At 72.5% G+C, this 26,070-nt stretch carries 21 protein-coding genes and 1 riboswitch; of the genes, 12 read left to right on the forward strand and 9 right to left on the reverse strand.

Annotation, left to right across the window (positions count from 1 at the left end; translation table 11 throughout):
- Positions 1-33: 33 nt before the first annotated feature.
- The 11 genes from ABT025_RS04430 (at position 34) to ABT025_RS04480 (ending at position 14,065) form a co-directional block, all read left to right on the forward strand.
- On the forward strand, positions 34-1,686 hold the full coding sequence (locus ABT025_RS04430) for an ABC transporter substrate-binding protein (protein ID WP_350989711.1): 1,653 nt from the start codon (positions 34-36) through the stop codon (positions 1,684-1,686).
- 57 nt (positions 1,687-1,743) lie between these two features.
- Complete coding sequence (locus ABT025_RS04435; protein WP_350989713.1) at positions 1,744-3,879, forward strand: alpha/beta hydrolase family protein; 2,136 nt, start codon at positions 1,744-1,746, stop codon at positions 3,877-3,879.
- On the forward strand, positions 3,876-4,934 hold the full coding sequence (locus tag ABT025_RS04440) for an ABC transporter permease (RefSeq protein WP_350989715.1): 1,059 nt from the start codon (positions 3,876-3,878) through the stop codon (positions 4,932-4,934). The genes ABT025_RS04435 and ABT025_RS04440 overlap by 4 nt, the downstream gene beginning before the upstream one ends.
- A complete protein-coding gene (locus ABT025_RS04445) occupies positions 4,931-5,755 on the forward strand; it encodes an ABC transporter permease (RefSeq protein ID WP_350989717.1) in 825 nt (274 codons plus the stop codon). Before ABT025_RS04440 ends, ABT025_RS04445 begins: the two co-directional genes overlap by 4 nt.
- Entirely contained in the window at positions 5,755-7,686 is a 1,932-nt protein-coding gene (locus ABT025_RS04450) for an ABC transporter ATP-binding protein (RefSeq protein WP_350989719.1), read from the forward strand. The genes ABT025_RS04445 and ABT025_RS04450 overlap by 1 nt, the downstream gene beginning before the upstream one ends.
- Before the next feature lie 68 nt (positions 7,687-7,754).
- A complete protein-coding gene (locus ABT025_RS04455) occupies positions 7,755-8,369 on the forward strand; it encodes a helix-turn-helix domain-containing protein (protein ID WP_350989721.1) in 615 nt (204 codons plus the stop codon).
- 312 nt (positions 8,370-8,681) lie between these two features.
- On the forward strand, positions 8,682-9,665 hold the full coding sequence (locus ABT025_RS04460) for an RNA polymerase sigma factor SigF (RefSeq protein ID WP_350989723.1): 984 nt from the start codon (positions 8,682-8,684) through the stop codon (positions 9,663-9,665).
- A 292-nt stretch (positions 9,666-9,957) separates the two neighbouring features.
- Entirely contained in the window at positions 9,958-10,068 is a 111-nt protein-coding gene (locus tag ABT025_RS04465; RefSeq protein WP_350989725.1) for a putative leader peptide, read from the forward strand.
- A gap of 133 nt (positions 10,069-10,201) precedes the next feature.
- Positions 10,202-11,563, forward strand: a complete 1,362-nt coding sequence (locus ABT025_RS04470) for a bifunctional o-acetylhomoserine/o-acetylserine sulfhydrylase (protein WP_350989727.1) — start codon at positions 10,202-10,204, stop codon at positions 11,561-11,563.
- Positions 11,560-12,753, forward strand: a complete 1,194-nt coding sequence (metX, locus tag ABT025_RS04475; RefSeq protein ID WP_350989821.1) for a homoserine O-acetyltransferase MetX — start codon at positions 11,560-11,562, stop codon at positions 12,751-12,753. Before ABT025_RS04470 ends, metX begins: the two co-directional genes overlap by 4 nt.
- A 43-nt stretch (positions 12,754-12,796) precedes the next feature.
- Positions 12,797-14,065: a sulfite oxidase gene (locus ABT025_RS04480; protein WP_350989729.1), complete on the forward strand. Its 1,269-nt coding sequence runs from the start codon at positions 12,797-12,799 to the stop codon at positions 14,063-14,065.
- Positions 14,066-14,129: 64 nt separating this feature from the next.
- Here ABT025_RS04480 and ABT025_RS04485 read toward each other — a convergent pair whose 3' ends face one another.
- The 6 genes from ABT025_RS04485 to ABT025_RS04510 all read right to left on the reverse strand — a co-directional run bounded on the left by ABT025_RS04485 (position 14,130) and on the right by ABT025_RS04510 (position 21,051).
- Positions 14,130-15,035 carry an NAD(P)-dependent oxidoreductase gene (locus ABT025_RS04485; protein ID WP_350989731.1) on the reverse strand — a complete coding sequence of 302 codons (906 nt, stop codon included), beginning with the start codon at positions 15,033-15,035 and terminating at the stop codon, positions 14,130-14,132.
- Positions 15,036-15,090: 55 nt separating this feature from the next.
- Positions 15,091-15,744 carry an adenosylcobinamide amidohydrolase gene (locus ABT025_RS04490; RefSeq protein ID WP_350989823.1) on the reverse strand — a complete coding sequence of 218 codons (654 nt, stop codon included), beginning with the start codon at positions 15,742-15,744 and terminating at the stop codon, positions 15,091-15,093.
- A gap of 136 nt (positions 15,745-15,880) precedes the next feature.
- Positions 15,881-17,182: an alpha/beta fold hydrolase gene (locus tag ABT025_RS04495; protein ID WP_350989733.1), complete on the reverse strand. Its 1,302-nt coding sequence runs from the start codon at positions 17,180-17,182 to the stop codon at positions 15,881-15,883.
- Between the two features lie 128 nt (positions 17,183-17,310).
- A complete protein-coding gene (locus ABT025_RS04500) occupies positions 17,311-18,369 on the reverse strand; it encodes a 2,5-dihydroxypyridine 5,6-dioxygenase NicX family protein (protein WP_350989825.1) in 1,059 nt (352 codons plus the stop codon).
- Positions 18,370-18,454: 85 nt separating this feature from the next.
- Complete coding sequence (locus ABT025_RS04505) at positions 18,455-20,122, reverse strand: OPT/YSL family transporter (protein ID WP_350989735.1); 1,668 nt, start codon at positions 20,120-20,122, stop codon at positions 18,455-18,457.
- Positions 20,123-20,250: 128 nt separating this feature from the next.
- Positions 20,251-21,051: an IclR family transcriptional regulator gene (locus ABT025_RS04510; protein ID WP_350989737.1), complete on the reverse strand. Its 801-nt coding sequence runs from the start codon at positions 21,049-21,051 to the stop codon at positions 20,251-20,253.
- 522 nt (positions 21,052-21,573) lie between these two features.
- Between ABT025_RS04510 and ABT025_RS04515 the strand changes: the two genes are divergently transcribed.
- Complete coding sequence (locus ABT025_RS04515; protein ID WP_350989739.1) at positions 21,574-22,614, forward strand: PRC and DUF2382 domain-containing protein; 1,041 nt, start codon at positions 21,574-21,576, stop codon at positions 22,612-22,614.
- A gap of 229 nt (positions 22,615-22,843) precedes the next feature.
- Here the strand turns inward: ABT025_RS04515 and ABT025_RS04520 are convergent, their stop codons facing one another.
- The 3 genes from ABT025_RS04520 to ABT025_RS04530 all read right to left on the reverse strand — a co-directional run bounded on the left by ABT025_RS04520 (position 22,844) and on the right by ABT025_RS04530 (position 25,790).
- Entirely contained in the window at positions 22,844-23,632 is a 789-nt protein-coding gene (locus tag ABT025_RS04520) for an ABC transporter ATP-binding protein (protein ID WP_350989741.1), read from the reverse strand.
- Positions 23,629-24,651, reverse strand: coding sequence for a FecCD family ABC transporter permease (locus tag ABT025_RS04525; protein ID WP_350989827.1), 1,023 nt, complete (start codon positions 24,649-24,651; stop codon positions 23,629-23,631). Before ABT025_RS04525 ends, ABT025_RS04520 begins: the two co-directional genes overlap by 4 nt.
- Positions 24,652-24,749: 98 nt before the next feature.
- Positions 24,750-25,790 carry an ABC transporter substrate-binding protein gene (locus ABT025_RS04530; protein ID WP_350989743.1) on the reverse strand — a complete coding sequence of 347 codons (1,041 nt, stop codon included), beginning with the start codon at positions 25,788-25,790 and terminating at the stop codon, positions 24,750-24,752.
- A 63-nt stretch (positions 25,791-25,853) separates the two neighbouring features.
- Positions 25,854-26,040: riboswitch (cobalamin riboswitch) on the reverse strand.
- Positions 26,041-26,070 lie beyond the last annotated feature (30 nt).

The following is a 26,070-nucleotide window of genomic DNA, read 5'->3' on the forward strand; positions in this document are numbered from 1 at the left end:
TAACAGTGGACAAAGTGAGATGGGTGGTTCCCGATGAACTCGGAACCGGGTGGCAACCTCAGCCGACGCCGACTGCTACGCCTCGCCGGCGCCGGTATGGGCGTCCTCGCCGCGTCCGGTGTGCTCGCCGCGTGTGCGCCTCCTCCCGCGAAGGACGCCGGTGACAGCGCGGCGGGCTCGGGGACCGGTGCGCAGGGCGCGGACGTGCCGATCAGCACGCTCACCCTCGCCCTGCCCTCCTCCCTCTCCAGCCTCGACGTGGGCCGGGAGTCCGGCGTCCTCAACTACCTGGTCGCGGTGCTGGCCCAGGAGTCCCTGCTCGCGGTCGATCCGTCCGGGAAGCTGGGGCCCGGGCTGGCGTCGTCCTGGAAGCAGCCCGACGCCAGGACGTATGTGTACACACTGCGCCGCGGTGTCACGTTCACCGACGGCACCCCGTTCACGGCGGACGACGTGGTGGCGTCCATCGACGCGATCCGGGACCCGAAGAACGGCTCCGCCCTGGGTTACGCGTACGCGGGCGTCGAGTCGGTGAAGTCCACCGGCGACCATGAAGTCACCATCCGGCTGAAGGCACCGGACGCCATGTTCGCCTGGACGACGACCGCCGGCGGACTCCTCGTCAGCAGTCGTGCCTTCCTCACCCGGAACAAGGGCAAAATCGGTACGGCGAAGACGCTGCTGCTCGGCACCGGCCCGTACCGGATCACCGAGTTCGCCGCCGACGACCACGTACTGCTGGAACGCAACGACGCCTGGTGGGGCGAGAAGCCCGCCGTCCGGAAGCTGAAGCTCTCCTTCGTCCCCGACGCGGGTACGCGGCTGGTCGCGATGAAGTCGGGTGCGGTGGACGGCGCCCTGAGCCTCGCACCGGACGAGGCCCGTGGCTGGGAGTCCAGCGCACGCGTCACCTACACCGGCGACCGCTCCGTGGTGTCGCTGGCCTTCGACACCGCCAAGGCGCCGTTCGACGACGTACACGTCCGCCGCGCCGTCGCCCACGCGGCCGACCGCGAGGGCATGGTGAAGGGCATCCTGCACGGCCGGGCCGAGGTCGCAGACGCGCTGCCCTCCCGCGAGATGTGGGGCGATCTGATGCCGGCGGACGAGGTCCGCTCGGGCTACGACGCCATCCCCGCCCTGCCCTTCGACCTGGACGCCGCGCGGGCCGAGCTGGCCAAGTCCTCGGCGAAGGACGGCTTCACGACCGAACTGCACTACCCCAACAGCGGTCCTCAGCTGGGCAAGGCGGCGCTCGCGCTCGCCTCTTCGCTCAAGAAGATCGGCATCACACTGAACGTCAAGGAGATCACCCTGGAGCAGTGGGTGGCGGAGCTCGGCTCCGGCAAGCAGCCGCTGCAGTTCCTGTGGTACTTCCCCGTCACCGGCGACCCTGCCGAACTGGCCGACCCGTACCTCAACGCGGCGGCCACCGCGACGGACATCGCGCACTACGACAACAGCACGGTCAACACCGCGCTGGACACGGCGAAGTCCGCCACGGACAAGGATGTCCGCGCCCGGGAACTGATGAAGGCCGTGCAGACGGCCGGCAACGACCTGCCGTACCTCCCCCTGTGGTGGGCGCAGACCGCGTCCGCGTTCTCCAAGGAGTTCGTGCTGCTGGACCAGGGGCCGTTCGCGTTCATCGGACCGTGGGCGACCCGTATCCGCAAGTCTGCCTGACCCTCCCACCGCCACCTTTCCTCCACCTCCACCTCCACCTCCAAGGAACGGACAACCATGCCCAGTACCGCTGCGACCGTCGTGCGGCGCGTCCGCGAGGCGATGCTGCGCCTGGTCCACCCGGTAGAGGCCCGGATCAGCCCGGACGGCCGCGCGGTCGCCGTGGCGGCCGCCGGTCCCGAGCAGGCCGAGCTGGTCCTCGCCCCGGTACCCGCCGAGCTGTCCGGCGGGAGCACCGGCACCCAGCCGCCCGTGCTCCGCGCCCCGGCCGGTCAGGACGCCCCCACGGACCGGCACAGCCCGCGCTGGCTGCCGGACTCCCGGACCCTGCTGCACGTCGCCGAGAGCGCGGGCCCGGCCGGGGCAGAGGTGCGGATCGTGGCGCTGGACACGGTCTCCGGCACCGTACGCACCGTCGCGGAGGCACCCGGTGCGGTGGAGGAACTGCTGGTCTCCGACGACGGAAGCCAGGCGCTGGTGCTGTGCGCGGCGGACGGCGCAGAGCGTGACGGCATGCACCTCGGACTGCCGGTGCGGCTGGGATCCGTACCGGCACCGGAACGCTTCGCCCCGGGAACCGGCCGCCGCTCGCTGCACCTCGTCGGCCTCGCCGACGGATCCGTGCGGGAGGTGGGACCCGCGGGCCTCACGGTGTGGAACGTCGCCTGGCGCGGCGGGGCGACCGCGGTCGCGACGGTCTGCGAGGACACACTGCCTGCCGGGTACTACGGCGCCCGGTTCGCCGCCCTCGATCTCGACGCCCGTACCGCCAGGACCGTCCACACGCCCCAGGGGCAGCTGGGCGCCCCCGCGCTCGCCGCGGACGGCCGGTCCGCGGCGGTCTGCGAAGGCATCTCCATCGTCGCCGGACGCCCGGTCCTGGCCGATCTGACGACGGGAGACACCTCCGTGGTGCCCGGCGTCGAGGACGCGACCTGGCTGCGGTTCGACGACTCCGCGCCAGGCACCCTGTGGTTCGCGGGCTGGGACGGCACGGGCTCCCGCGTCGGACACACCGGGCACCCCGAGCGCACCCGCTGGTCGGGGCCGGCGACCCTCGGCGGGGCCGGCTACCAGCCCGAGCTGTCGCTCAGCGGCGACGGGCTGCTGGCCGCGACCGTGCTCGACGCACCGGGCCGTCCCCCCGAGGCCGTCGTCGCCCGCACCGAAGGACCGGGCGCCTGGGACTGGACGCCGGTCACCGCGCTCAACACACCGGCGGCCCCCGAGCTCGCGGGTGTCCGTACCGAACAGACTCTCTGGTCCGCACCCGACGGCCGTACCGTGCAGGGGCTCGTCCTCTCCGCCGGCGAGGACGGCGAGAACACCGGGCCCCGCCCCCTCGCCGTCCTCGTGCACGGTGGCCCCGCCTGGCTCTGGTCCGCCGGATACGCGCCGGGCGACGTACTGGGACTCGCGCCCGCCCTGGCCGCCGCCGGATACCTGGTACTGCTGCCCAACCCCCGCGGCAGCAGCGGCCGAGGGCTCGAACACGCCCGTGCCGTGGTCGGCGACATCGGCGGCGCCGACCTGGACGACGTGCTGTCCGGCGTGCGCCACCTGGTCGACGCCGGGCTCGCCGACCCGGACCGCACCGCCGTCCTGGGCCACAGCTACGGCGGGTTCCTCGCGGCACAGGCCGCGGCGCGCACCGATGTGTTCCGGGCCGCGGTCGTCGTGTCCGCCCCGACCGACTGGCTCAGCTTCACGCACACCAGCAACATCGGCGGCGGCTACGACCGGACGTACGCGATCGGGGACCCGGACGCCCCGCAGGAGTTGATCCGGCGTTCGCCGGTCTTCACCCGCGGCGGCAGCGGCACACCGACGCTCATCGTGCACGGGTCGGCGGACCGGGTCACGCCGGTCGGCCAGGCCCACGAGCTGTACCGCTCACTGCTGCGGACGGGCCGCGCGCCCGTCGAGCTGTACGTGTACCCCGGCGAGGGCCACGAGTTCACCGACGGCGGCCATCTCCTCGATGCCGCGGACCGGGTCGAACAGTGGCTCGCCACCCACCTGGCGCCGCATCCCGCGGCCGCCCACCAGACCGCCGTGCCGGGGGACGCTTCCCCCGAGCCGATCCCCGGCACGGCTTCCACGGCAGGACCGGACGGTGACACCCCCCTGGAACCGTCCGGTCCTGCCACCCTCCCCGCGGTCTCCGCCGGCCCGGCCGGAGGAGAGCGATGACGGTCACCACCCGGTCGCGACTGCGCGCCGCGCTCCCCGCCGGACTCGTGGTGCGCCGCCTCGGCGGCACGCTGGGACTGCTCGTCGTCCTGTCCGTCGCCGTCTTCGCCCTGCTCCAGGCCGCACCCGGCGACCAGGCCCAGACGCTGCTGGGCCCGCGCAGCGCCACCCCCGAGGCGCTGGCCGCCGTCCGGGCCCGCTACCACCTCGACAGCCCGATGGCCGTGCAGTACTGGTACTGGCTGAGCGACGCGGTCCGGCTCGATCTCGGTACGTCGATCCGCACCGGCGAGAGCGTCGCCGCCGCGCTCGGCGACCGGCTGGCGCTCACCGGGCAGCTGGTCGGACTGGGCTTCGCCGTGGCGCTGCTCCTCGGGGTGCCGCTGGGCGTCCTGGCGGGCCTGCGCAACCGGCGCGCCGCCGACCGCGCGGTGCAGAGCCTCGGCGTGGTGGCGCTGTCCACCCCCGCGTTCGCGGGCGGGCTGGTGCTCATCTACGTGTTCTCGCTGATGCTCGGCTGGTTCCCCGCTTACGGACCCGGCGAGGGCCGGGGCACCGACCGGCTGATGCATCTGGTGCTTCCGGCCCTGGCCCTCGGACTGGCCGTCACCGCCGTACTGCTGAAACTGACCCGGGCGGCGGTGATCCGGGAACTGGACCGGGAACACGTCACGTTCGCCCGCGCCCGGGGCGTGCCGGAGCGGGACATCCTGCTGCGGTACGTGCTGCGCGGCACCGTCGTCCCCGTCCTCACCGGCATCGGGCTGATCCTCGCCTACCTCCTGGCGGGAACGGTCATGGTGGAGCAGGTCTTCGCGCTGCCCGGGCTGGGCTCCCTCCTCGTCGACTCGGTCACCTTCCGGGACGTGCCCGTCGTGCAGGCCGAGGCGCTGCTCATAGCCGCCCTGGTCTGCCTGGCGAACCTCGTCACCGATCTCGTACAACCGCTGCTGGATCCGCAGCTGCGGACCGCACCAGCGGCAAGGACACCGGCCCTGGCGAAGGAGTCCGCTGCGGTTGCGCCGTCCGGCGTCCGTGAGGAGGAGAACGCATGAAGACCCGAACCGCCCGCAGGTTCTCCCCGCTCACCGTCTGCTGCACGGTTCTGCTGGTGCTGCTCGCCCTGGCAGCGGCCGTCGGCCAGCTGGTCCTGCCGGGCTGGGACGCGCAGGATCTCACGACCGGCGCCGCCATGCCGGGCGGCGGGCATCTGCTCGGCACCGACGAACTCGGCCGCGACATCGCCCGGATGGTGGTCGCCGGTGCCCGGAGCACGCTGGTCGGTGCGGCCCTGGTCGCGATCGGGTCGATGATCATCGGCAATGTTCTCGGTCTCCTCGCCGGATACCGGGGCGGCTGGATCGACACCGTCGTGCGGCGCTGGGCCGACCTGCTGCTGGCGCTGCCCGCCCTCCTCGTGACGATCGTCGTCGCCGGCATCGGCGGTGGCGGATACGCGCTGGCTGTCGGCGTGCTCGTCGTACTGACGTCGCCCGCCGACATCCGGCTGGTCCGGTCCGCCGTGCTGGAGCAGCGGCACCGCGCGTACGTCGAGGCGGCGGAGACCCTGGGACTCTCCCGCTTCACGGTGATGACCCGGCACATCTGGCCCAATGTGCTGCCCGTCGTGGTGGCCAACACTCTGCTGAACTTCGCCGGGGCGATCGTCGCACTGAGCTCTCTGTCCTTCCTCGGGCTCGGTGTGCCGCCGGGCGCCCCGGACTGGGGCCGGATGCTCTCCGAGAACCGCACCCTGCTGTACGACAACCCGTCCGCCGCCCTCGCGCCGGCCGTGCTCATCGTCGCGGCGGCCGTGGCCCTCAACCTCCTCGGCGACCGGCTGTTCGAGGCGTTCTCCGACCGTGGGAGGTCCTGATGACAGCGCAGGCGACGGCGGCCAGCCGCACCACCCCTGCCGAACCGGCCGCCCGGCCGCTGCTCGCCGTCGAGGGTCTGCGGGTGGCGGCGACCGCCGGGCCGGCCGGCCCGGTCCCGATCCTGGACGGCATCTCGCTGGAGGTCGGCCGGGGCGAGTGCATCGGCATCGTCGGCGAGTCCGGCAGCGGCAAGTCCCTGGCCATGCGAGCGGTGGCGGGGCTGCTGCCGTCCGGGACCGGAGTGACGGGAGGCTCCGTACGCATCGACGGCCGGGAGGTCCTCACCCTTTCGCCGCGCGACCGCCACGCGCTGCGCGGCCGGAGCGTCACGCTGCTGATGCAGGACCCGTTCACCATGCTGCACCCGCAGCTCACCTGCGGGCGCCAGATCGCGGACGGTCTCCGCGACCTCGACGGCGGACAGGGCCGGCGTGCGGCGAAGGCGGCCCGGCGCAAGGAAGTGGAGCGGCGGCTCGCCGAGGTCGGGCTCGGCCCCGATGTCGCCGACCGCTATCCGCACGAGTTGTCGGGAGGGATGCGACAGCGTGTGGCAGCGGCGGCGGCGCTCGCGGGCGACCCCGAGCTGCTGATCGCGGACGAACCGACGACCGCCCTGGACGCCGCCAACCAGCACGCCGTGCTGGAGCTGCTGCGCGGCCTGCAGCAGAGCCGGCAGATGGGGCTGGTCCTCATCACGCACGATCTGCGGGTCGCGTTCTCCGCCTGCGACCGGGTGTACGTGCTGTACGCGGGCCAGGTGCTGGAGCACGGCAACTCGCAGGAGCTTGAGTCCGGCCCGCTGCATCCGTACACCGCTGGTCTGCTGGCCTCCGAGCCGTCCGTGCGCGAGCGGTTCGCGGAACTTCCGGCCATTCCCGGCTCCGTGCCCGCGCCGGGCTCCCGGGGGCCGGGCTGCCCGTTCGCCGATCGCTGCGCCCACGCGGCTCAGGTGTGCCGCAGCGAACCGGTCCTGCTGCTGCCACCGGAGAAGGCCGGGGCACCGGCGGACGGTGCGGGCCGGCTGTCCGCGTGTGTGCGGATCGCCGAGATCGGCGGCGCGCTCGTGGCACCGGCGGCGCGCAGGACCGCCGAACCCGCGACGGCGCCCGGCGAGAGCGCCGACGAGCGGCCCGACCGGGACGCGGCGCTCGTGGCCACGTCCGTCGACCGCACGTTCCGCTCGTCGGCCGGGGACCACGCCGCCCTGCTCGACGTGAGTCTGACGGTTCCGCGGAACACGGTCGTCGCCCTGGTCGGTGAGTCGGGCTCGGGCAAGACGACGCTTGCCAGGATCGCGGTCGGCCTGGAGACGTTCGACGGCGGCACCGTGTCCGTGGGCGGGATCCCGCTGCCTGCGGGGCGCCGCCCCACAACGGCGGACCGGCGGCGTCTGGCGGAGCAGGTGCAGATCGTTTTCCAGGATCCGTACTCCTCGCTCAACCCGCTCCGCACCGTGGGCGCGACACTGCGCGAGGCCCTGGCCGCCGCTGCGGGTGGCCGGGGACGGGGTGACGCGTCCGGGGTGGACGCCCTGCTCGCGCAGGTCGGGCTGCCCGGCTCGTACGCCTCACGCCGTCCGGCCGCGCTCTCAGGCGGTGAGCGTCAACGGGTGGCCCTGGCTCGGGCGCTGGCCGCCCGGCCCCGGCTGCTGATCTGTGACGAGGCGGTGGCGGCGCTCGATGTGTCGGTCCAGGCCCAGCTGCTCAACCTGCTCGTCACGCTCCAGCGCACCGAGGGCTTCGCGGTGCTGTTCATCACCCACGACCTGGGCGTGGTGAGGCAGATCGCCGATCTGGTGGCCGTGATGCACCGGGGACGGATCGTCGAACGGGGCGTGGCCGCCGAGGTCCTGGACGCGCCGCAGCACCCGTGGACCCGGCGCATGCTCGACGCCCTGCCCGGCGCCGCGGACATCGGCCGCACCCCCTGACGGGGCCGCGCCCACGCGGGTAGAGTGTGCCGCTGACCTGCGCGTACCACCGAGAGCGAGGAGGAACGGTGTCCGAACCGGCCGCCGCCGCCGGGGCGCCCGCGACCGCGCGCCCGCCGCAGGCCCAGGAGTCCGGCGCCCTCGGTGTGCGGGTGTCCCTGGCCGGGAACCTCAACCGCCGTCGGCTCGCCCGCGGTTGGAGCCTGCGCGAGCTGTCGGCGGCGACCGGCGTCAGCAAGGGGCTGCTGTCCCAGATAGAGCGGGCCGAAGCCAATCCGACCGTCGACGTGCTGGTCCGGATCGCCGACGTGCTGGGTACCAACTGCACGGATCTGCTGCGCCAGCCGCTGCTGGAGCCGGAGATCATCCGCGCCGCCTCGCTGGACGAACCCGAGGACGAGACCTCGGTGAACCTGCTGTACTCCGGCCATGAGCAGGCCCGCATGGAGATCTACCGGACCAGGCTGCACCCGCACGCCCAGAGCCAGGTCAGCTCGCACGGCACGGACTCGGTGGAGTACGTGCTCGTGATGTCCGGTCAGGTGACACTCGTCGTGAACGACGTCCCGTACCTCCTGGAGGCGGGGGACACCGCCCGGTTCTCGGCGCAGTGCAGCCACTACTACACCACCGAGGACTCGCCCGCGGTCACGCACACGGTCGTCGGATACCCGCGCGACTGAGCCGTCGCCGCCGGGCCCTGCTCGGAGCACCGTCGATTTTGACTCAACTACCGCCGGATATGCGCCGCCCGACCCCCCTGGCGCCCGTGTCTGTGGCACCCTGGTGACGACCGCCCCACCGGGCTCCCCCGTACCGGTGGGGCGGTTCTTCGTATCAGTACGCCCGATTCAACCGGGATATGACGTCGAATCACGTCGCATCCCGGCCATTGAGGCACTGTGACCTGATCAACTTCCGTTTGTGTGCATGGGAGCCTTACGACGGGGCAGACGCCTAGACCTCATGGCCTACCACCAGGGGAGCGTGACGAGATGACGGCGCACACCGCGCGGACTGCCCATGCGGAGCGAGCGGAGAGTGCACGGTCGGCACCGGCCGACAGCGGCGCGGCCCCGGCCGCTGTCGCCGAACACGAGGAGCCCGCGGGCTCCGCACTGCCGGCCACGGGCTCCTCATCGGCGCCCGCGGACCTCGGCGAGCTGCCGTGGATCGAGGACGCGGGCAAGGTCGCACCCACCGACGCGCGGGAACTGTCCCGGGTGTTCTTCGACCGGCTCCAGGTCCTGGAAGAGGGCACGCACGCCCATCAGTACGCACGCAACACACTAATCGAGATGAACCTCTCCCTCGTCCGGTTCGCCGCCGGCCGGTTCAGGAACCGGGGCAGCGGCGACATGGAGGACATCGTCCAGGTCGGCACCATCGGGCTGATCAAGGCCATCGACCGGTTCGACCTGTCCCGCGAGGTCGAGTTCACCTCCTTCGCGGTCCCGTACATCACCGGGGAGATCAAACGGTTCTTCCGTGACACCAGCTGGTCGGTCCATGTCCCGCGTCGGCTCCAGGAGTTGCGCGTCGACATCGCCAAGACCAAGGAGGTTCTGGCCACCGAGCTCGACCGGGACCCCACCGTCCCCGAGCTCGCCGAGCAACTGGGGCTGAGCGAGGGCGAGGTCACCGAGGGCATCGTGGCGGCCAACGGCTACACAGCGGGATCGCTGGACATGCCGGCCGCTCCGGCCGACGCGGGACAGCACAGCGCGGCAGGGCGCACGTTCGCCGATGTGCTGGGCAGCCCGGATCCCGCCATGGAGACCGTGGAGAACCTGCACACGCTGGCTCCGTTGCTCGGCGACCTGGACGAGCGTGAACGACGCATCATCGACATGCGGTTCGGCCAGGAGATGACGCAGTCACAGATCGGCGCGGAGCTCGGCATCTCGCAGATGCACGTCTCCCGGCTGATCAGCCGGATTCTGCACAAGCTGCGCGACGGCATGTTCGTCGAGGAGTGAGCGGGGCGAGGGGGCTCCCGGCCGAAGCGGCCGGGAGCCCCCTCGCCGTTTCCGTACCCCGAACATTGCGGCCCGGTGAAATCAGCGGTGGGCCGCGGCCCCTGGCCGACCCGTCGGCCTCCCGCCCCCGCCGACCGGCGCGCTCCCCACCGGCGGCACATCCGGGCAGGTCGGACGGGCCGGAGGCGGCGACAGGACGGTGGGCGGTCCGGGCCACCCACCCTTCCGGCAGGCACTCCGGCCGCACGAGGCGCTGTTGACGCCCCCCTGAGCCACTGACACGCTCTCCCGCATGCCCGAGACTCCGGTTCTCTTCTCGCGGCGCCACGTCGATCTGGGACGCCTCGCGTCCGCCGCGTGTCGTCGCGGCCATTGCCGCGCCCCGGCACCGTCGAGCGGCTGACCCGCCCCGGCGCCGACGCGACGACGATTCCCGCGCGCCGGCCACGAGGGCCCGGACGGTCCGGCTCCGGATCCCGACGACGCCCCGGCCGCTGCCCGGTCCCCCTCCGTACCGAGAACCGCAGAGGACCACCATGAGCCAGCCCGTCGACTCCGTCACCGCAGGCCACACCCCCGAGGACACCGACCGTCAGGAACCCTCTGCCGCCTGGTCCTTCGAGACCAAGCAGATCCACTCGGGGGCCGCGCCCGACGTGGCGACCGGTGCCCGCGCGGTGCCGATCTACCAGACGACCTCGTTCGTCTTCCGCGACACCCAGCACGCCGCGGACCTGTTCTCGCTGGCCGAGCCCGGCAATATCTACACCCGGATCCACAACCCCACCCAGGACGTGCTGGAGCAGCGGATCGCCGCCCTGGAAGGCGGAGTCGCCGCAGTGGCGCTCGCCTCCGGGCAGGCGGCCGAGACCCTTGCCCTGCTGACGCTGGCCGGTGCGGGCGACCACATCGTCTCGTCCACCTCGCTGTACGGCGGCACGTACAACCTGCTGCGTCACACGCTCCCCCGGTTCGGCATCGAGGTGTCGTTCGTCGACGACCCGGACGACATCGAGGCGTGGACGGCGGCGATCCGGCCGAACACGAAGGCGCTGTTCGCGGAGACGCTGGGCAACCCGCGCGGCGACGTCCTCGACATCCGGGCGGTCGCCGAAGCGGCACACGCCTCCGGGGTACCCCTGATCGTGGACAACACGGTGCCCACCCCGTTCCTACTGCGTCCGATCGAGCACGGCGCCGACGTCGTCATCCATTCGGCGACGAAGTTCCTCGGCGGCCACGGCACCACGATCGGCGGTGTGGTGGTCGACGCCGGTACGTTCGACTTCGGGGCGCACGCCGAACGGTTCCCGGACTTCAGCTCCCCCGACCCGAGCTATCACGGCCTGCGCTACTGGCCGGACCTCGGACCCAGCGCCTTCGCGGTCAAACTGCGGGTCCAGCTGCTGCGCGATCTCGGCCCGGCGCTCTCCCCGCACTCCGCGTTCCTGCTGTTGCAGGGGGTGGAGACGTTGAGCCTGCGACTGGAACGGCACACCGCGAACGCCCTGGCGCTGGCCGAATGGCTGGAAGGGCGCGACGAGGTCTCGGCCGTCCACTACGCGGGCCTCAGGTCGAGCAAGTGGTACGAGGCGGGGCGCCGTTACCTGCCGCGCGGCGCAGGAGCGGTGCTCGCCTTCGAACTGCGCGACGGGGTGGAGGCGGGAAAGCGGTTCGTGGACGCGGTCGAGCTCTTCAGCCACCTCGCCAACATCGGTGACGTACGGAGCCTGATCATCCATCCGGCTTCGACCACGCACAGCCAGCTGACCGAGGAGCAGCTGGCCGCCACCGGGGCCACCGCCGGGCTGGTCCGTCTCTCCGTGGGGCTGGAGAACGTGGACGACCTCAAGGCGGACCTGGACGCGGGGTTCCGGGCCGCGAAGGCGGCGTCCTGAACCGGACCGCCCCCTCTCTCGCACTCCCCCTCCCGCCGGCCACCGGAGGCCGGCGGGAGGGGGACCCGCCCGGCCGCCGCTCCTGGTTCCGGCCCGCGCGGCCGCTGTCCCTGGAGTCCGGCGGCATGCTGCCGGGTGTCCGGCTGGCGTACGAGACGTGGGGCCGCCCGGCACCCGACGGCTCCAACGCCGTGCTGGTGCTGCACGCCCTGACCGGCGACAGCCATGTGGCCGGGGCGGCGGAGCCCGGGCACCCCACGGCGGGCTGGTGGGACGCGCTGGTCGGTCCCGGCCGGGCGCTGGACACCGACCGGTGGTTCGTCGTCGCGCCGAACGTGCTCGGCGGCTGCCAGGGCAGCACCGGTCCGTCCTCCCGACGGCCCGAAGGGGCGCACTGGGGCGGCGACTTCCCGTATCTGACAGTCCGTGACCAGGTCGCCGCCGAGGCACTGCTGGCCGACGCGCTCGGCATCGGGCGATGGGCGGCGGTGATCGGCGGATCGATGGGCGGCATGCGCGCTCTCGAATGGGCGGTGGGCCTGCCGGAGCGTACCGGAGCACTACTGGTGCTGGCCGCGCCCGTCGCGGCGTCGGCGGAGCAGATCGCCTGGGGATCGCTGCAGATCTCCGCGATCCGCTCCGACCCGGGGTGGCGCGGCGGTCACTACCACGACTCCGCCCCCGGCGAGGGGCCGCATCGCGGCCTCGGTCTGGCGCGCAGGATCGCCCATGTCACCTACCGCAGTGAGCCGGAGCTCGCCGCCCGGTTCGGCGGTGAGCCGCAGCCGGGTGAGCAGCCGTGGCACGGCGGACGGTACCGGGTGGAGTCGTATCTCGACCATCACGCGGCCAAATTGACGCACCGATTCGACGCGGGCAGCTATGTGACCCTGACCGCGGCGATGAACGGGCACGATGTCGGGCGTGGACGTGGTGGTGTGCCTCGGGCGCTGCGCCGGGCCGCCATGCCCGCGCTCGTCGCCGCGATCGACTCCGACCGGCTCTATCCGCCCGCCCAGCAGGCGGAGCTGGCCGCGCTGTTACCCGGGGCCGACCGGGTCAGGACCGTGGAGTCCCCCCACGGCCACGACGGCTTCCTGATCGAGACGGGTCAGGTGGGCGCGCTCGTGAGGGAGTTGCTGCCGGCCGCTCGGCGGAAGCCGGAGCCGGAGCCGGAGCCGGACCGCTGAATCCATCCTTGCCGTCCCCATCCACCAGCCCCTGGAGATGTCCATGAGATCCGTTCCGCCGTCCGAGGCCGCCTACGACGGAATGCGGCTGCGCCAGTGGTCGCGCGGCGCCGCACGCTCCGCGGGGATCGAGCGCCGTGACCTGCTCCGGCTGGTCGCCGCGGCTTCGGTGGCGGGCCCACTGGCCGGGCTCGCCGCTCCCGCGCACGCGGCGTCCGGGACCGCTTCCGCCGCCCCGGGCATCGTGAAGCCGCTGCCGCCCGAGGTGTTCACGGTCCGCGGTACCAACGCGGAGACGAACTTCGCGGCGCTGCGCGACACCGGGCTGCTCACACCGGCCGACCGCTTCTTCGTGCGCAACCACACCGTCACTCCGCGGATCGACGCGTCCACCTGGCGGCTGAAGATATGGGGTGACGGGCTGAAGGGCCCGGCGGTGGAGTTCACGTACGACGAGCTGCGGGCTCTGCCCTCCGTCACCCGTACCTCGTTCGTCGAGTGCGCGGGCAACGCCCGCAGTTACTACAGCACGCAGCAGGGCCAGCAGGTCAGCGGGACCGCCTGGACCCTGGGGGCGATCGGCACGGCCCGCTGGCGCGGGGTGCGGCTGGTCGACGTGCTGCACCGCGCGGGCATCGCCCGGCACGCGGTCGACGTGCTGCCGCGCGGTCTGGACGACGAGGTGATCAGCGACGGAATCAATCTCGGACATGTGCGCAGGCCGCTTCCGGTGGCCAAGGCACTGGACGACGTCCTGCTCGCGTACGAGATGAACGGCGAACCGCTGCCGCCCGACCACGGCTATCCGGTGCGGCTGATCGTGCCGTCCTGGATCGGGATCGCGAACATCAAGTGGATCGGCGACATCGAGGTGAGCGCCCAGCCGCTGGTCTCCCCGTGGAACACCGGTCTCTACCGGCTCTTCGGCCCCGGCTACCCGGCGGAGGGCAGCGCACCTCTGACCCGCCAGACGCTGAAGAGCGCCTTCGAGCTGACGCCCGACGCGACGTTCCCGGCCCGCCGGCGCCAGGTTCTGACGGGGCGGTCGTGGTCGGGCGGAGCGCCCGTGCGTACGGTCGAGGTCAGCACCGACGGGGGCGTGCGGTGGCGTCGTGCACGGCTGCGCGACGAGCCCCGGAGCGGGAGCTGGGTGCGCTGGTCGGCCGACTGGCTGCCGAAGGACCGGGGACCGGCCGTTCTGCTGGCACGGGCGACGGACCGCTCGGGCCGCACTCAGCCGGAGACCGCCGCCCACAACACGCAGGGCTACCTGTTCGACGCGGTGGTCCGGCACGAGGTACAGGTCGTCTGACGGTACGGCAGGGGCCGGGGGCCGGAGCGTCAGTTCGCTCCGGCCCCCGGCGGGAGGACAGAGGTCAGGCCCCGTCCTTCTCGGCGGGCCGGCCTGCGTAGTAGGTGGCGATCATGTCCTCGTCGCCGTGGCCCGCCGCTTCGGCGCGCTCGAAGCGGGCGGCCGAGGCCTCGGTCAGGTCCAGCCGGACACCGGAGCGTTCGGCGGCGTCGAGAATCAGACGGGTGTCCTTGAGGGCCGTGGACACGGCGAAGCTCGGGGTGAGGTCCCCGGACAGGACCGCGGCGGACTTGCCGTGCAGATAGGCGGAGTCGAGCGGCCCGCCCTTCATGACGTCGAGGAACGACTGAGGGTCCACGCCCAGTCCCTCGGCGAGGTTGAGGCATTCCGCGACGCCGCCCACCATGTTGATCACCCAGGTGTTGACCACGAGCTTGAGCCGCGAGGCGGCTCCCGGCTCCTCCGCCACCCAGACGGTGCGCTGACCGATGGCGTCGAGCACGGGACCGGTCACCGCGCGTGCGGCGGAGGGACCGGAGACGAAGACGGTCAGCGTGCCCTGCTCCGCGGGCTGCCTGGTGCCGGAGACCGGCGCGTCGAGGTAGACGAGGCCGAGGTCCACGGCACGTTGCGCCAGCTCCGCAGTGGCCTCCGGCCCGACGGTGGAGCTCTGCAGGAGGACCTGGCCGCGGTGCACCCCGTCGGACGCCGCGGTGAGCGCGGCGGCGACGGCGGTGCTGTCGTTGAGCACGGTGAGCACGACGTCCGCCCCGCGCACGGCTTCGGCCGCGGTATCGGCGACCGTGGCGCCGTCGGCGGCGAGCGGGACCGCTCTGGCGTGCGTGCGGTTCCAGACGCGGACGTCGAGCCCGGCCCGCAGCAGGCTGCGGGCCATCCCCGAACCCATGATTCCGGTGCCGAGCACGGCGACGACCGGCCGCACCGTTGCTGCTTCGGGTTCTGCGGTCATGAGTGCGTTTCCCTTCGTCGGCCGCGCGGAATCCGTATCGCGGCGCTTCGTGTGCTCAGGATTGCCGGAGCGCGCCGTCGAGAACGGCAGCGTGCACGGCTCTGGCGAGTCGTGCGCCCCAGCGCGACCGGGGCCCTGCGAACGGCTCGCCCCCGGTTGCGTCCGGGGCAGGGGCGGCAATGCAGACGGAGTCGGTGGGCGTGCCGGAGCAGTCGAGTCCGGCGTCGAGGAGGGCCTGCACCTTGGCTTCGGTGGCGGTGGCGACGGCGTTGACGAGTGCGGCGTCGGACAGGGGAACGGGAAGCGTGACGACGATGTTGACCGTCCCCGGCCGGGGCGGCCCCTCGGTGCCTTCGGCGGGAACCGCCGCCCAGCCGCGCACCCCGAGGCCGCAGGTGGCGGTCGCGGTGACGCCCTCCTCGGCGGCGACGGTGTACGCGGTGACGTCGGCGGCCGTCATCAGTCCGGCGCCGGGACCGCTGAGCCGTTCGGCCGCGGCGATCTCGGCAAGGTGCCGGTCGGGATCCATGCGCGGATAGCCGCCTGGTACCTGGGCGTTGAGGATCCAGTGACGCGGACCGATGCCGCCGCCGAGCACGGCGCTGCTGCACACCCGCCACCCGGGCCCGAGCCGCCACACGAGATGGTGCAGCTCCAGACCGTCCTCGCGCCGGGCCAGCAGCTCACCGCGCTGTTCGGGCAGCCGGATGCGTACGGAACGGATGGGGTACCCCCGGTGGTGCGGCTGGACGGCGGTCGGCGTCGGACCCGTCGATCATAGGCGCCGGGGCAGGGCTCCCCAGGGGGCGCCCTGCCCGTTGCCGCGGGTCCGGCGCCGCGAGGGGTCAGGCTTCGCCGCGGGCCATGGCGATCAGCCGGTCCAGTACGGCGGCGTCGGCCCGGACGCCGTCGTGGGCGTAGGCGTCGGTGACCCAGGTGCGCAGTCCGCGTACGGCGCCGGCGGTGGTCAGGGCGTGCTCCCGGTCCACGTACATGTCGTCGTGGTAGACGGCGGCGACGACGGGGACCTCGTTGGCGGCGAGCCGGTCCAGGTCGTAGAGGGCGGACCAGTCAGTACGGGCGGCGAGCGCCTCGGCGGCGCCGCGCAGTGGAACGAGCGCGGGGTCCTCCTCGAACTGCCAGGGGTAGACCATCTCGCCGGTGAACCGGAGAGGGCCACCGGCTGTGGCGTCGAAGGCGGGGAACTCCTGGCGGATCCGGTGGGCGGACCAGTCGGTGGGGCGGCCGCCCTGGGCGTAGATCGGCTCGTGGAGCGCGGCGTACAGAGGCCGTTCGGCGAAGGACACGGCAGCGTCGACGCCCCGCAGGAAGGTGTCGGTGAGAGCCGGGCCGTCGGCTCCGTCGGTGAACGCCGTCTCCAGGAGGTAGTGGAGCGAGTCGAACTTGGCCGCGGTGCCGAACGTGATGCCGAGGGTCTGGAAGCGGCGCACGGTGAGGCGTTCGCCGGTCGGCATGCGGACGTCGTGCGTGTCCAGGTGTGCGGCGACGGCGTCGGCGAGGGCCTGGTCACCGGGGTAGCGCGTGAAGTAGCGCTCGTTGTGGGCGAGGGTGCGGGCGTAGGCGGCACGGTAGACGTCGTCGGCGTGACCGGTCAGGGTCGGCAGCCCGCCGGTGATGTAGGCCTGGGTGAGGCCCTCGGGGGCGAGGCTGAGATAGGTGAGGGTGGTGAAGCCGCCGAAGCTCTGTCCGAGGACGCTCCACGGCTGGTCGCCCTGGAGGTGGCGGCGCAGGAGTTCCGCGTCGCGAACGATGGAGTCGGCACGGAAGTGTGCGAGGTAACCGGCTGCGGCGCGGGAATCCGTGCCGAAGCGGGCCAGGGTGACCCGGTCGGCCGGGGTGGAGCGGCCGGTGCCGCGCTGGTCCAGCAGGACGACCCGGTGGTCGACGAGGGCGCGGCGCAGCCAGGCGCCGGAGGCGTTGGGGCGCTCGGCGCGGCCGCCGGGGCCGCCCTGGAGCCAGAGGAGCCGGGGCAGGTCCTCGTGCTCGCGGCCCTCGGCGACGACCTCGCGGGCGAACAGGCCGATGGCGGGGCCGTCCGGGGCGTGGTGGTCGAGCGGTACGTCGAGGGTGTGATCGGTGCAGACCAGGCCGCCGTGGCGGTAGGAGGCGGGGGCGGGGGTGGACATGGTGCTCCTCTTACGTCGCGCAACTCGCGGCGGCAGAACGGTTTCACGGGCGGTGGCCGGGCCCGCACCAGGGGTGGCGCGGGCCCGGCCACGGGGTCGCGGGCGGGGCGGCCGGCGGGGTTTCCGGGTCAGTAGCCGGCGACGCCCAGGTCGCGGCAGATCTCGACGAGCTCGGGGTGCACGTATCGCCCGTTCTCCTCGATGGCGACGCCGTCCAGGTAGATGGACGGGCCGAGGACGCTGCCGTCGGTGTGGGCGGCGGCGACCCACGGCTCGCCGCCGATCCACGCGCCCTTGGTGCCGATGCCGAGCTCCACGCAGCCGAAGACGCGCTCGTCCTCGACGATGCGGCCGGTCGGAGCGAGGACACCGGGGTTGAAGCCGAGCGACCAGTGCGCGACGCGGAACATGTTCGGGTCGTCGAAGGACTCCATCCAGCGGCGGAAGGTGTCCGCGTCGGCGCCGCCCTCGATCTTGGTGACGACGCCCTTCTCGACGGTGCAGCGGACCGGGGAGCGCAGCAGACCGATCTCGTCCGGCGGCCACAGGGCGCCGTCGAAGACGAGTACGCCGTCCTGGGTCTCTTCGAGGGGGTTCCAGGAGATCTGGCCGGAGAGCATCACGGTCTCGCCGGGCTTCTCGGCGGGCTTGCCGCGCAGGTTGATCGGCCGGTCACCGTTGCGGCCGACCAGGTCGGTGCCGTTGGCCGAGGTGATCCGGACCTCGTCGGCGGCCTCCAGGAGGGCGACCAGCGCCTTGCCGAGCCGTATGACGCCCTGGAAGTCGGGGCGGCCGACGGTGGCGACCAGCATCTGGACGTCCATCGCGGTCAGGTTGGTGTAGCGGCAGCCGTTGGCCATGGCGGCGCGGAAGGCGTTGGAGTGCATCAGGTACGAGACGGCGAACTCGATCCACACGTCGGCGTCGGCGATGGCTCCGGCCACGGGCCTGGGCGGCTCCATCGAGGCGCCGGGCAGCGTCTCGTACCAGACGACCACGGGGTGGGCGCCGGCGGCGGCGACGGCCTGGGCGGTGGCCTCGATGACACGGCGGTCGCTGCTGGTGTCGCCGGTGAGGACGACGTGCTCGCCGCGCTTGACGAGCATGACCTCCTCGACGAGCTTGCGGGCGGCCAGGGCGAGTTCGAAGCTGAGGTACTCGGGGCGCGGTTCGAGCCTGCTGTACATGTCCACGGGGGGGGGTTCTCCTTGCCGAGCGGGTGGTGCTGAGTGGTGCGGTGGTACGGAATGTGGTTCAGGGGGTGGCCGGCCGTCAGGCCTTGAGGATCTGGGCCGAGTCGCCGAGCGAGCTGCCCGCGATCAGTCCGGCACCGACCAGGTTGAGTTCCTCGTCGGCGGCGGGACCGCGCAGCTTCCGGTAGCCGACCCGGACGACGAGGGCGCCGAGGACCAGCCAGCAGGCCTGCGGGGTGAGGATGAGCAGACCGGTGGCGAGCATGACGCCCATCTGCCGGCGAGTGCCGCCCAGCAGTTGGATGGCGGCGCCAGGGATGGCCCAGAGCAGCATGGTGCGTACCGCGTCCGGGTCGCTGAGCCCGCTCTTGATGGTGTCGGCGTACACCTTGGCGACGGGCGGGATGAGGCCCTGTCCGAAGTAGGAGCGCCAGGCGAGGGCGACGACGGCCAGGGCGACGGCGAATCCGATGAGGGCGGCCAGGAACTGCTGGCGGCGGCCCTCGCGCTCGAAGGGGTCCCAGGGGCGGTGCTCGCGTCGCAGCAGCCAGCCGGCCTTGAGGTCGTAGCCCATGTCGGCGAAGGCGGGTCCGGTGGCCGAGACGTACCCGACGAGCAGGGCGAGCGGCACGGACGGGATGCCGATGGCGAGGCCCAGGATGAGGAAGATCAGTGTGACGGCGAAGGACGGGAACCAGCCGGACTGCATGGCGGCGAGGCCGACGATCAGTTCGTGGACCAGAGCCGCGAAGGCGGCGAACAGCACCCAGCCGACGATGCCGAGCGGGCTCATGTCGCCGATCAGTCCGCCGAGGACGGCGAGGACGACGGCGCCCCCGGTGAACAGCGCGTAGCCGCGGATCAGGGAGAGGCGCAGGGCACGCTCGTCGACGGTGCAGGCGGTGCTCGGGTCCGTGTCCCGGACGGTCGCGACGCTCGAAGCCTCGGCGGCGGCCTCGTTCCGCTTGCGTTCGCGCCGGCCCATGAGCAGGTGGACGGCCTGGCCGAGTGCCACGATTCCGGCGCCGACCATGACGCCGTGCGGGATGTAGCCGGCGCCGAGATCGGTGTGGAGGATGTCGGGGCTGTACTGGCGCAGCATCAGGCCGATGCCGAACATCATCAGCGCCCACACATTGCCGAGGAAGGCCACACCTGCCGCGGAGAGCGGCAGGCTGAAGAGGGTTCCGGCGAGTCCGACCGCGGTTCCGCCGGCCAGGACCAGGGCACGGCGTCCTCCCCGGTCGCCGGCCTTGATGGTCTCCGCGGCGGCGGTTCCGGGCGGCCAGGCGGCGTCGGCGGGCAGCAGCCGGGAGCCGAAGGCCCGGTAGAGCACCCAGGCGTCCACGACGAGGCCGATGAAGGCACCCGCGAGCATCGGCCACACCAGGTCCTTGCGGCCGAAGACGTACGGCACCGCGACGGATGTCAGCAGAGCGTTCGCCGAGGCGAAGGTCGCGGCGGAGATGGCGCTCTGGGCGAGGTTCTGCCGGTGCACGGAGCGCATCCGGCGCAGGAAGCCGAGCGGAATGCGTCCGATCAGCATGGCGACGAGTGCGCCGACCACGGAGGTGTTGGCGGAGATGCCCAGCTTCGAGACCAGGTCGATGCCGATGACGGCTCCCACGGCGGAGAGCACCACCAGGATGACCAGCAGGACGGGTTCCATCACCCTCGGGTGCGAACGGGTCTCGTCGGGACCTGGCGGCGGCGGGGCAGGGTGCGGCGCGGAGACGTGGTGCGCCATGAGGCACCCCCTTCGGTGAGCAGGGCTGGGAGGTCGGTGGCCCCGGCGGGACACCCGGCGGGCGGGGCCCGGGGCAGGCCGGCGGCGCGGAGCGGCCGCGGTGGGGCGGGTCCGTACGAGGTGCGGGCTCAGCCGCCGAGGGCGGCGGTGATCTCCGCCGCTCCGGCGCGTACCTGCGTCACGAGGGATTCGGCGGCCCGGTCCACACGGTGGGAGGGGCCGATGACGGTGAGGGAGGCGGGGACCCCGTCTCCCTGGAAGACGGGGGCGGATACCGCGGTCACGGCTTCGTCGTACTCACCGTGGCTGATGCAGTACCCGTCGGCGCGGACCTGTGCGTAGCAGGCGAGCAGTGCGTCCAGGTCCGTGATGGTGCGGTCGTTGAAGCGCGTCAGTCCGGTGGCGCCGAACATCTGCCGGATCTCGCGTTCGGGGTGGTACGCGAAGAGGGTGTGCCCGGACGCTCCGGCGTGGCCGGGCATGACCGCGCCGATGATCGCCGTGTAGCGGACGGGTCCGGTGCCGTCGACGGCGGCCTCGCAGCGGTAGCTGCCGCCGTGCGGGACGTTGAGGACGACGCTCTCGCCGGTCTCGCGGAGCAGCCGGGCGAGTATCGGCCGGGAGATCGAGGACAGCACTCCGCTGTGCTCGCTGACTCGGGCCAGTCGGGACAGGGCAGGACCCGGGCGGTAGCGGCGGCTGCTGTCGTCGCAGAGCAGGAAGCCGCGCGCGCTCAGGGTGGTGAGCAGGCGCTGGACGACCGCCTTGTCCCAGCCGTGGTGCCGGGCCAGTTCGCTGACGCCCCACTCGGGCCGCTGCTCGGTGAAGGTGAGCAGCACGAGCAGAGCCCGGTCCACGGTCTGCAGCACGCCGGGGGCCTGCTGTCCGGCCGGTGCCGGGTTGGTGGTGTCCGTGCCGTGCTCAGCCATGGGGCCGGGCCTCCTTCGTCCACGTCGTTCCGTCTGCCGGTTCTGTCTGTCGGTGTCGGCCTGTCGATCTGTCGGCCTGTCTGCTGCCTGTCGGTCTACCGGCCTGTCGGTGCGGAAATCGCAACGCCGTTGCGATTTCTGGCGAAAGGATGCGGCTGCGTCCAGCGGGTGTCAAGGGTTTCCCGGAAATTCGCCCGGCGGCGGGAACCTCCTGTTCAGGGGCGGTTGCGGACGGGTGCGTGGAGCCCGGTGGGCGTGTCACGCGATACGGCGCCGGCGGCCCTCTTCCGGGAACGGGGCCGAGGGGCGCCCCGCGGCCCCGTTCACTCGATTGGCCTAGTCGGGGCGGCGGTCCCTCACCGGCATCGCACGGGGCCTGCACCGACGTCGGGCGGGTGCGGCACCCGGCCTCCGACGGCCGGGCGGTTGCAGCGTCCATCCGGGTGAGGCGCGATGGAATCCGGACGCGCCTCCCCTGCTGGACCCACCCACAGGACGCGCCCGGGCGAGGAGGAACCGGTTATGGGAGCCGCTGACGGTTTCACGGATTCCGGAGAGCTCGACGGCCTGACCGTGTACGACACCGAGGGCGAGAAGATCGGCAACGTGGGGCGGGTGTATGTCGACGACAACACCGGCCGACCGGACTGGATCACGGTGAAGACCGGCCTGTTCGGTATGAAGGAGAGTTTCGTGCCCCTCGCCGGAGCCCGTCGCGTGGGCTCCGACCTGCACATCTCGCATCCGAAGGACCGTGTCAAGGAAGCCCCCCGGGTGGACGCGGACGCCCATCTGTCCGTCTCCGAGGAGGAGGAGCTCTACCGGCACTACGGCCTGAACCGGAACGCGAAGGCCAACATGGCCGACCGTGCCGGGACCGGCGGCACCACGAGTGCCGACGCACCGACGACGACCGGCACGGGCACCATGGGCGCGGCCGGAGCCGGAGCCGGAGCGGCAGCCGGGGCAGGGGCGATGGGTGCCGCGGGCACGGGGCGCACGACCGACCGGACCACATCGGCCGGCACGACGGGCGCGGGCACCGGGACCGGCAGGCACCGCGACACCGAGACCTCGGGCACGTCCCGTCCACTGGTCGGAGCCGGGGCGGGCACCGAACGCTCCACCGCCGACCTCGGTGGCAAGGACGAGATGATCCGCTCCGAGGAACAGCTCCACATCGGCACCGAGGAGTACGAAGCCGGAAAGGCCCGCCTGCACAAGTACGTCGTCACCGAGAACGTCACCCGGACCGTGCCCGTGTCGCACGAAGAGGTACGCGTGGTCCGGGAACCGCTCCGGCCGGGCGACAAGACCGGCCGGGCCGACATCAGCGAGCAGGACGTGGAGGTCACCCTGCACGCCGAACGCGCCACGATGCGCAAGGAGACCGTGCCGGTCGAGCGGGTGCGGATGGAAACGAAGAAGGTGACCGAACAGAAGGAAGTCTCCGCCGAACTGCGCAAGGAACAGATCGACTACGCGGACGGCGCCACCAAGAGCGGCAAGGACATGGGTGGCAGGGACATGGGCGGTGAATCCGGTCAGGGACGTCGCCGTTGACTCCCCGCGTACCGCGCCGCACGGCCGTACCGCACCTGCGAGGGGCGGGCCCCGCACGGGGGTCCGCCCCTCGCGGTCCACCACGGCACGGAGCACCCGGACCGCCGCACGCACGAGGGGCCGCCCTCGCGTTCGACGTCACAGGCACCCGGACCGCCGCGTGGAGTCGGGCCCGCTCCCTGGTCGGGCCGGCTCCGGGAGTCGGGCCCGCTGAGACCCGCTGCGTAAGTCAGGCCCGCTCCGGACGAAAGCGGACCGAGGGCCGCCCCTGCGGGCCGTCCGGTGTCACGACGGCGGACACCCGGTAGACATCGGCGATGAGCTCCTCGGTGATCACCTCTGCCGGGCTGCCGCCCGCGACCACCCGTCCCTCGTTCATCACCACGATCCGGTCACAGAACATCGCGGCCAGGTTGAGGTCGTGCAGGGCGACGACGGCGGTCAGCGGCAACGACGTGACCAGGGACAGGAGTTCCAGCTGGTGCTGGATGTCCAGATGGTTGGTCGGCTCGTCCAGGAGCAGTTCACGCGGCTGCTGGGCCAGCGCGCGGGCGATCTGGACGCGCTGGCGCTCCCCGCCGGAGAGTGTGTGCCAGGACTGGTCGCGGCGTCCGGCGAGGCCGGTCCGCTCCAGCGCCTCACGCACCGCCGTCTCGTCCGCAGCCCCCGGCGCCGACCAGGCACGGCGGTGCGGGATGCGGCCCAGGCGTACGACGTCCACGACGCTCAGCTCGACCTGCGTGACGGCGTGCTGGTCGACCACCGCGACCCGTCTGGCCACGGTGCGGCGCCCGACGGCCGCCAGCGGATCGTCGTCGAGGGTGACCACGCCCGCGTCCGGGGCCAGGACTCCGGCCAGGATCCGCAGCAGGGTGGACTTCCCGGAACCGTTCGGGCCGATCAGTCCGATGGTGGCGCCCGGCGGCGGGGCGAGCGAGACACCGTCCAGGATGAGCCGGCCGCCCGCCTCCCTGCTGACCCGGTCGGCCCGCAGGCCGCCGGGGTGGGCCGGGGTCACGAGGCCCGCCGGGTGCGGTAGAGAACCAGCACGAAGGCGGGTACCCCGATCAGGGCGGTGACGACTCCCACCGGAACCTCCTGCGGGTCCAGGACGGTCCGGGCGAGGGTGTCGACCCACACCAGGAAGACGGCCCCGGCTAGCGCGGTGACCGGCAGCAGCCTGCGGTGCCCGGAACCGGTGAGCGCACGGGCCGCGTGCGGCAGCACCAGTCCGACGAACCCGATGGCACCGGCCGAGCTGACGAGTGCGGCGGTCAGCAGCGCGGTCGTGCACAGCAGCACGATCCGGGTACGGCCGACGTGGACGCCGAGGGTGGCTGCCGCGTCCTGGCCGAAGGCGAAGGCGTCGAGCGTACGGGCGTGGCCGAGACAGATCAGCAGCGTCACTGCGAGCACGGCGGAGCAGATCCACACGTCGCTCCAGCCGACGCCGCCGAGTGAGCCCAGCAGCCAGAACAGCACCCCGCGGGTCTGCTCGGCATCGGCGGCGGTCATCACGACGAAGGAGGTGAGCGCGGAGAAGAGCTGCATGGCCGCGACGCCGGACAGCACGACGCGGTCGGTGCTGCCACCGAGGGTGTGGCTGAGCAGCATGACGAGGGCGAATGAGCAGAGCGCCCCGATGAACGCCCCGGCCGACAGGGAGACCGCTCCCCCGCCGACGCCGAGAACGACGACGACGACCGCGCCGGTCGAGGCCCCGGAGGAGACCCCGAGGACGAACGGGTCGGCGAGCGGGTTGCGCAGCAGGGACTGCATGACGGTGCCACAGACCGCGAGCCCCGCGCCGCAGACGGCGGCGAGAAGGGTGCGCGGCATGCGCAGGTTCCAGATGATGCCGTCGCGGATCGGGCTGAGCCGCGACTCACCGGCACCGAGGTGGGAGGCGACCGTGGACCAGACGTCGGCGACGGAGATCCGGGCGGGGCCGATGGTGACGGCGACCGCGACGGACAGGACGAGCAGCAGGATCCCGCCGGCCCACAGGAGTCCGCCCCCGAGGCCCCGGACGCCCAGGAGGCCCCGTACACCCGGGAGGCCACGGACACCCCGGATGTCGGGCCGGCCCTGCACACGCGCGTCCTCGTGCGGTGCCGCCGCCCGTTCGGTGTCCGTCACCTCGCGAGCCCGAAGCTACGCAGGCCGGCGGCCACGCGCTCCACGCCCTCGACGGTCCGGATGGTCGGGTTCATGGCCTGGCCACTGAGCAGCACGTAGCGCTTGTGCCGGACGGCGTCCATGTTCTTCGTGGCGGGGTTGGACTCCAGGAAGGCGATCTTCTTCGTGGCGCTCTCGGCGGTCTGCGACTTGCGCGTCAGGTCGCCGATGACCAGCACGTCCGGGTTGCGGTCGGCGACGGTCTCCCAGTTGATCTGGGGCCATTCCTCGTGGGTGTCGTCGAAGGCGTTCTTCGCACCGGTCTCCCGGGTGATGATGCCGGGTGCTCCGCAGCAGCCGGCCAGGTAGGGGGCCTCGGAGTTGGCGAACCAGTACATCAGGGAGGCCCCGGAGGCATCGATGCCCCCGGTCGCCTTGCGCACCCGGGCACGCAGCTCGGCAACAAGCTTCTCGCCGCGCTCCGGAACGCCGAACACCTTGGCCAGGTCCCGCACTTCGCCGTAGACGCTGTCCATGGTCAGGGCGCCCGTGCGGACACCGTCACCGTCCTTGCTGTTGTCCTTGGCGGTGCAGTCGGCGGGTGAGACGTAGGTGGGGACGCCGAGCTTCTCGAACTGCTCCCGTGGGGCGACGCCTCCCTTGGCGAGCGTCGACTCGAAGGAGGCGCTGACGAAGTCGGGCTCCTGATCCAGGACCTTCTCCGACGAGGGCCGGTTGTCGGAGATCCTCGGGATGCCTGCGTTGGCCTTCTCCAAGCCCTTCAGCACGGGGTCGGTCCAGGTGGCGGTGGCGGCGAGCCGGTCCGCGAGGCCGAGCGAGAGCAGGATCTCGGTCGATCCCTGGTCGACCGGCACGGCGCGCTTCGGAGCTGCCTCCACGGTGACGGTCCGTCCGCAGTTCTTCAGGGTCACCGGATAGCCGTCGGCTCCCCGGGCCTTGGCGGCGGTACTGCCCTTCCCGCCGCCGCAGGCGGTCAGCAGGATCAGTCCGGCAGTGAGCAGGGCAGCGGTGCGGGCGGGGCCGGCTATGGGCGGCACGGAGTACCTCGTCGTCTCTGGGCCCATGCGCGGGACCCGCTGTACGGAGTTCCGCGATCCGGTCCCGGACCGCGGGTGCCAGCAGGTCTTCGGACTCGGGTTCACGCGGACGGGACGCCTTCCCGGGAAACCGTGGGTCTCCCAGTGGCTGTGGCCCCGCCCGTCCCCCTCACCGCTGCGCGTCAGTTCCGGATTCGCACCGGATTCCCTGACCCCTACGTGGAGTTCGACTGGCTCCCGGCACGCTACCACGTGCCTCTGCGCAGCTCAGCGGCGGTGC

Source organism: Streptomyces sp. NPDC002809 (assembly GCF_040295435.1).
In the GTDB taxonomy this organism is placed as follows: Bacteria; Actinomycetota; Actinomycetes; order Streptomycetales; family Streptomycetaceae; genus Streptomyces.

What these genes read in the sequence shown, in the direction of transcription:
- ABT025_RS04430 (WP_350989711.1), top strand. Translation starts at nt 34, where the DNA reads ATGAACTCGGAACCGGGTGGCAACCTCAGCCGACGCCGACTGCTACGC.
- ABT025_RS04435 (WP_350989713.1), top strand. Translation starts at nt 1,744, where the DNA reads ATGCCCAGTACCGCTGCGACCGTCGTGCGGCGCGTCCGCGAGGCGATG.
- ABT025_RS04440 (WP_350989715.1), top strand. Translation starts at nt 3,876, where the DNA reads ATGACGGTCACCACCCGGTCGCGACTGCGCGCCGCGCTCCCCGCCGGA.
- ABT025_RS04445 (WP_350989717.1), top strand. Translation starts at nt 4,931, where the DNA reads ATGAAGACCCGAACCGCCCGCAGGTTCTCCCCGCTCACCGTCTGCTGC.
- ABT025_RS04450 (WP_350989719.1), top strand. Translation starts at nt 5,755, where the DNA reads ATGACAGCGCAGGCGACGGCGGCCAGCCGCACCACCCCTGCCGAACCG.
- ABT025_RS04460 (WP_350989723.1), top strand. Translation starts at nt 8,682, where the DNA reads ATGACGGCGCACACCGCGCGGACTGCCCATGCGGAGCGAGCGGAGAGT.
- ABT025_RS04465 (WP_350989725.1), top strand. Translation starts at nt 9,958, where the DNA reads ATGCCCGAGACTCCGGTTCTCTTCTCGCGGCGCCACGTCGATCTGGGA.
- ABT025_RS04470 (WP_350989727.1), top strand. Translation starts at nt 10,202, where the DNA reads ATGAGCCAGCCCGTCGACTCCGTCACCGCAGGCCACACCCCCGAGGAC.
- ABT025_RS04480 (WP_350989729.1), top strand. Translation starts at nt 12,797, where the DNA reads ATGAGATCCGTTCCGCCGTCCGAGGCCGCCTACGACGGAATGCGGCTG.
- ABT025_RS04485 (WP_350989731.1), bottom strand. Translation starts at nt 15,035, where the DNA reads ATGACCGCAGAACCCGAAGCAGCAACGGTGCGGCCGGTCGTCGCCGTG.
- ABT025_RS04495 (WP_350989733.1), bottom strand. Translation starts at nt 17,182, where the DNA reads ATGTCCACCCCCGCCCCCGCCTCCTACCGCCACGGCGGCCTGGTCTGC.
- ABT025_RS04500 (WP_350989825.1), bottom strand. Translation starts at nt 18,369, where the DNA reads ATGTACAGCAGGCTCGAACCGCGCCCCGAGTACCTCAGCTTCGAACTC.
- ABT025_RS04505 (WP_350989735.1), bottom strand. Translation starts at nt 20,122, where the DNA reads ATGGCGCACCACGTCTCCGCGCCGCACCCTGCCCCGCCGCCGCCAGGT.
- ABT025_RS04510 (WP_350989737.1), bottom strand. Translation starts at nt 21,051, where the DNA reads ATGGCTGAGCACGGCACGGACACCACCAACCCGGCACCGGCCGGACAG.
- ABT025_RS04515 (WP_350989739.1), top strand. Translation starts at nt 21,574, where the DNA reads ATGGGAGCCGCTGACGGTTTCACGGATTCCGGAGAGCTCGACGGCCTG.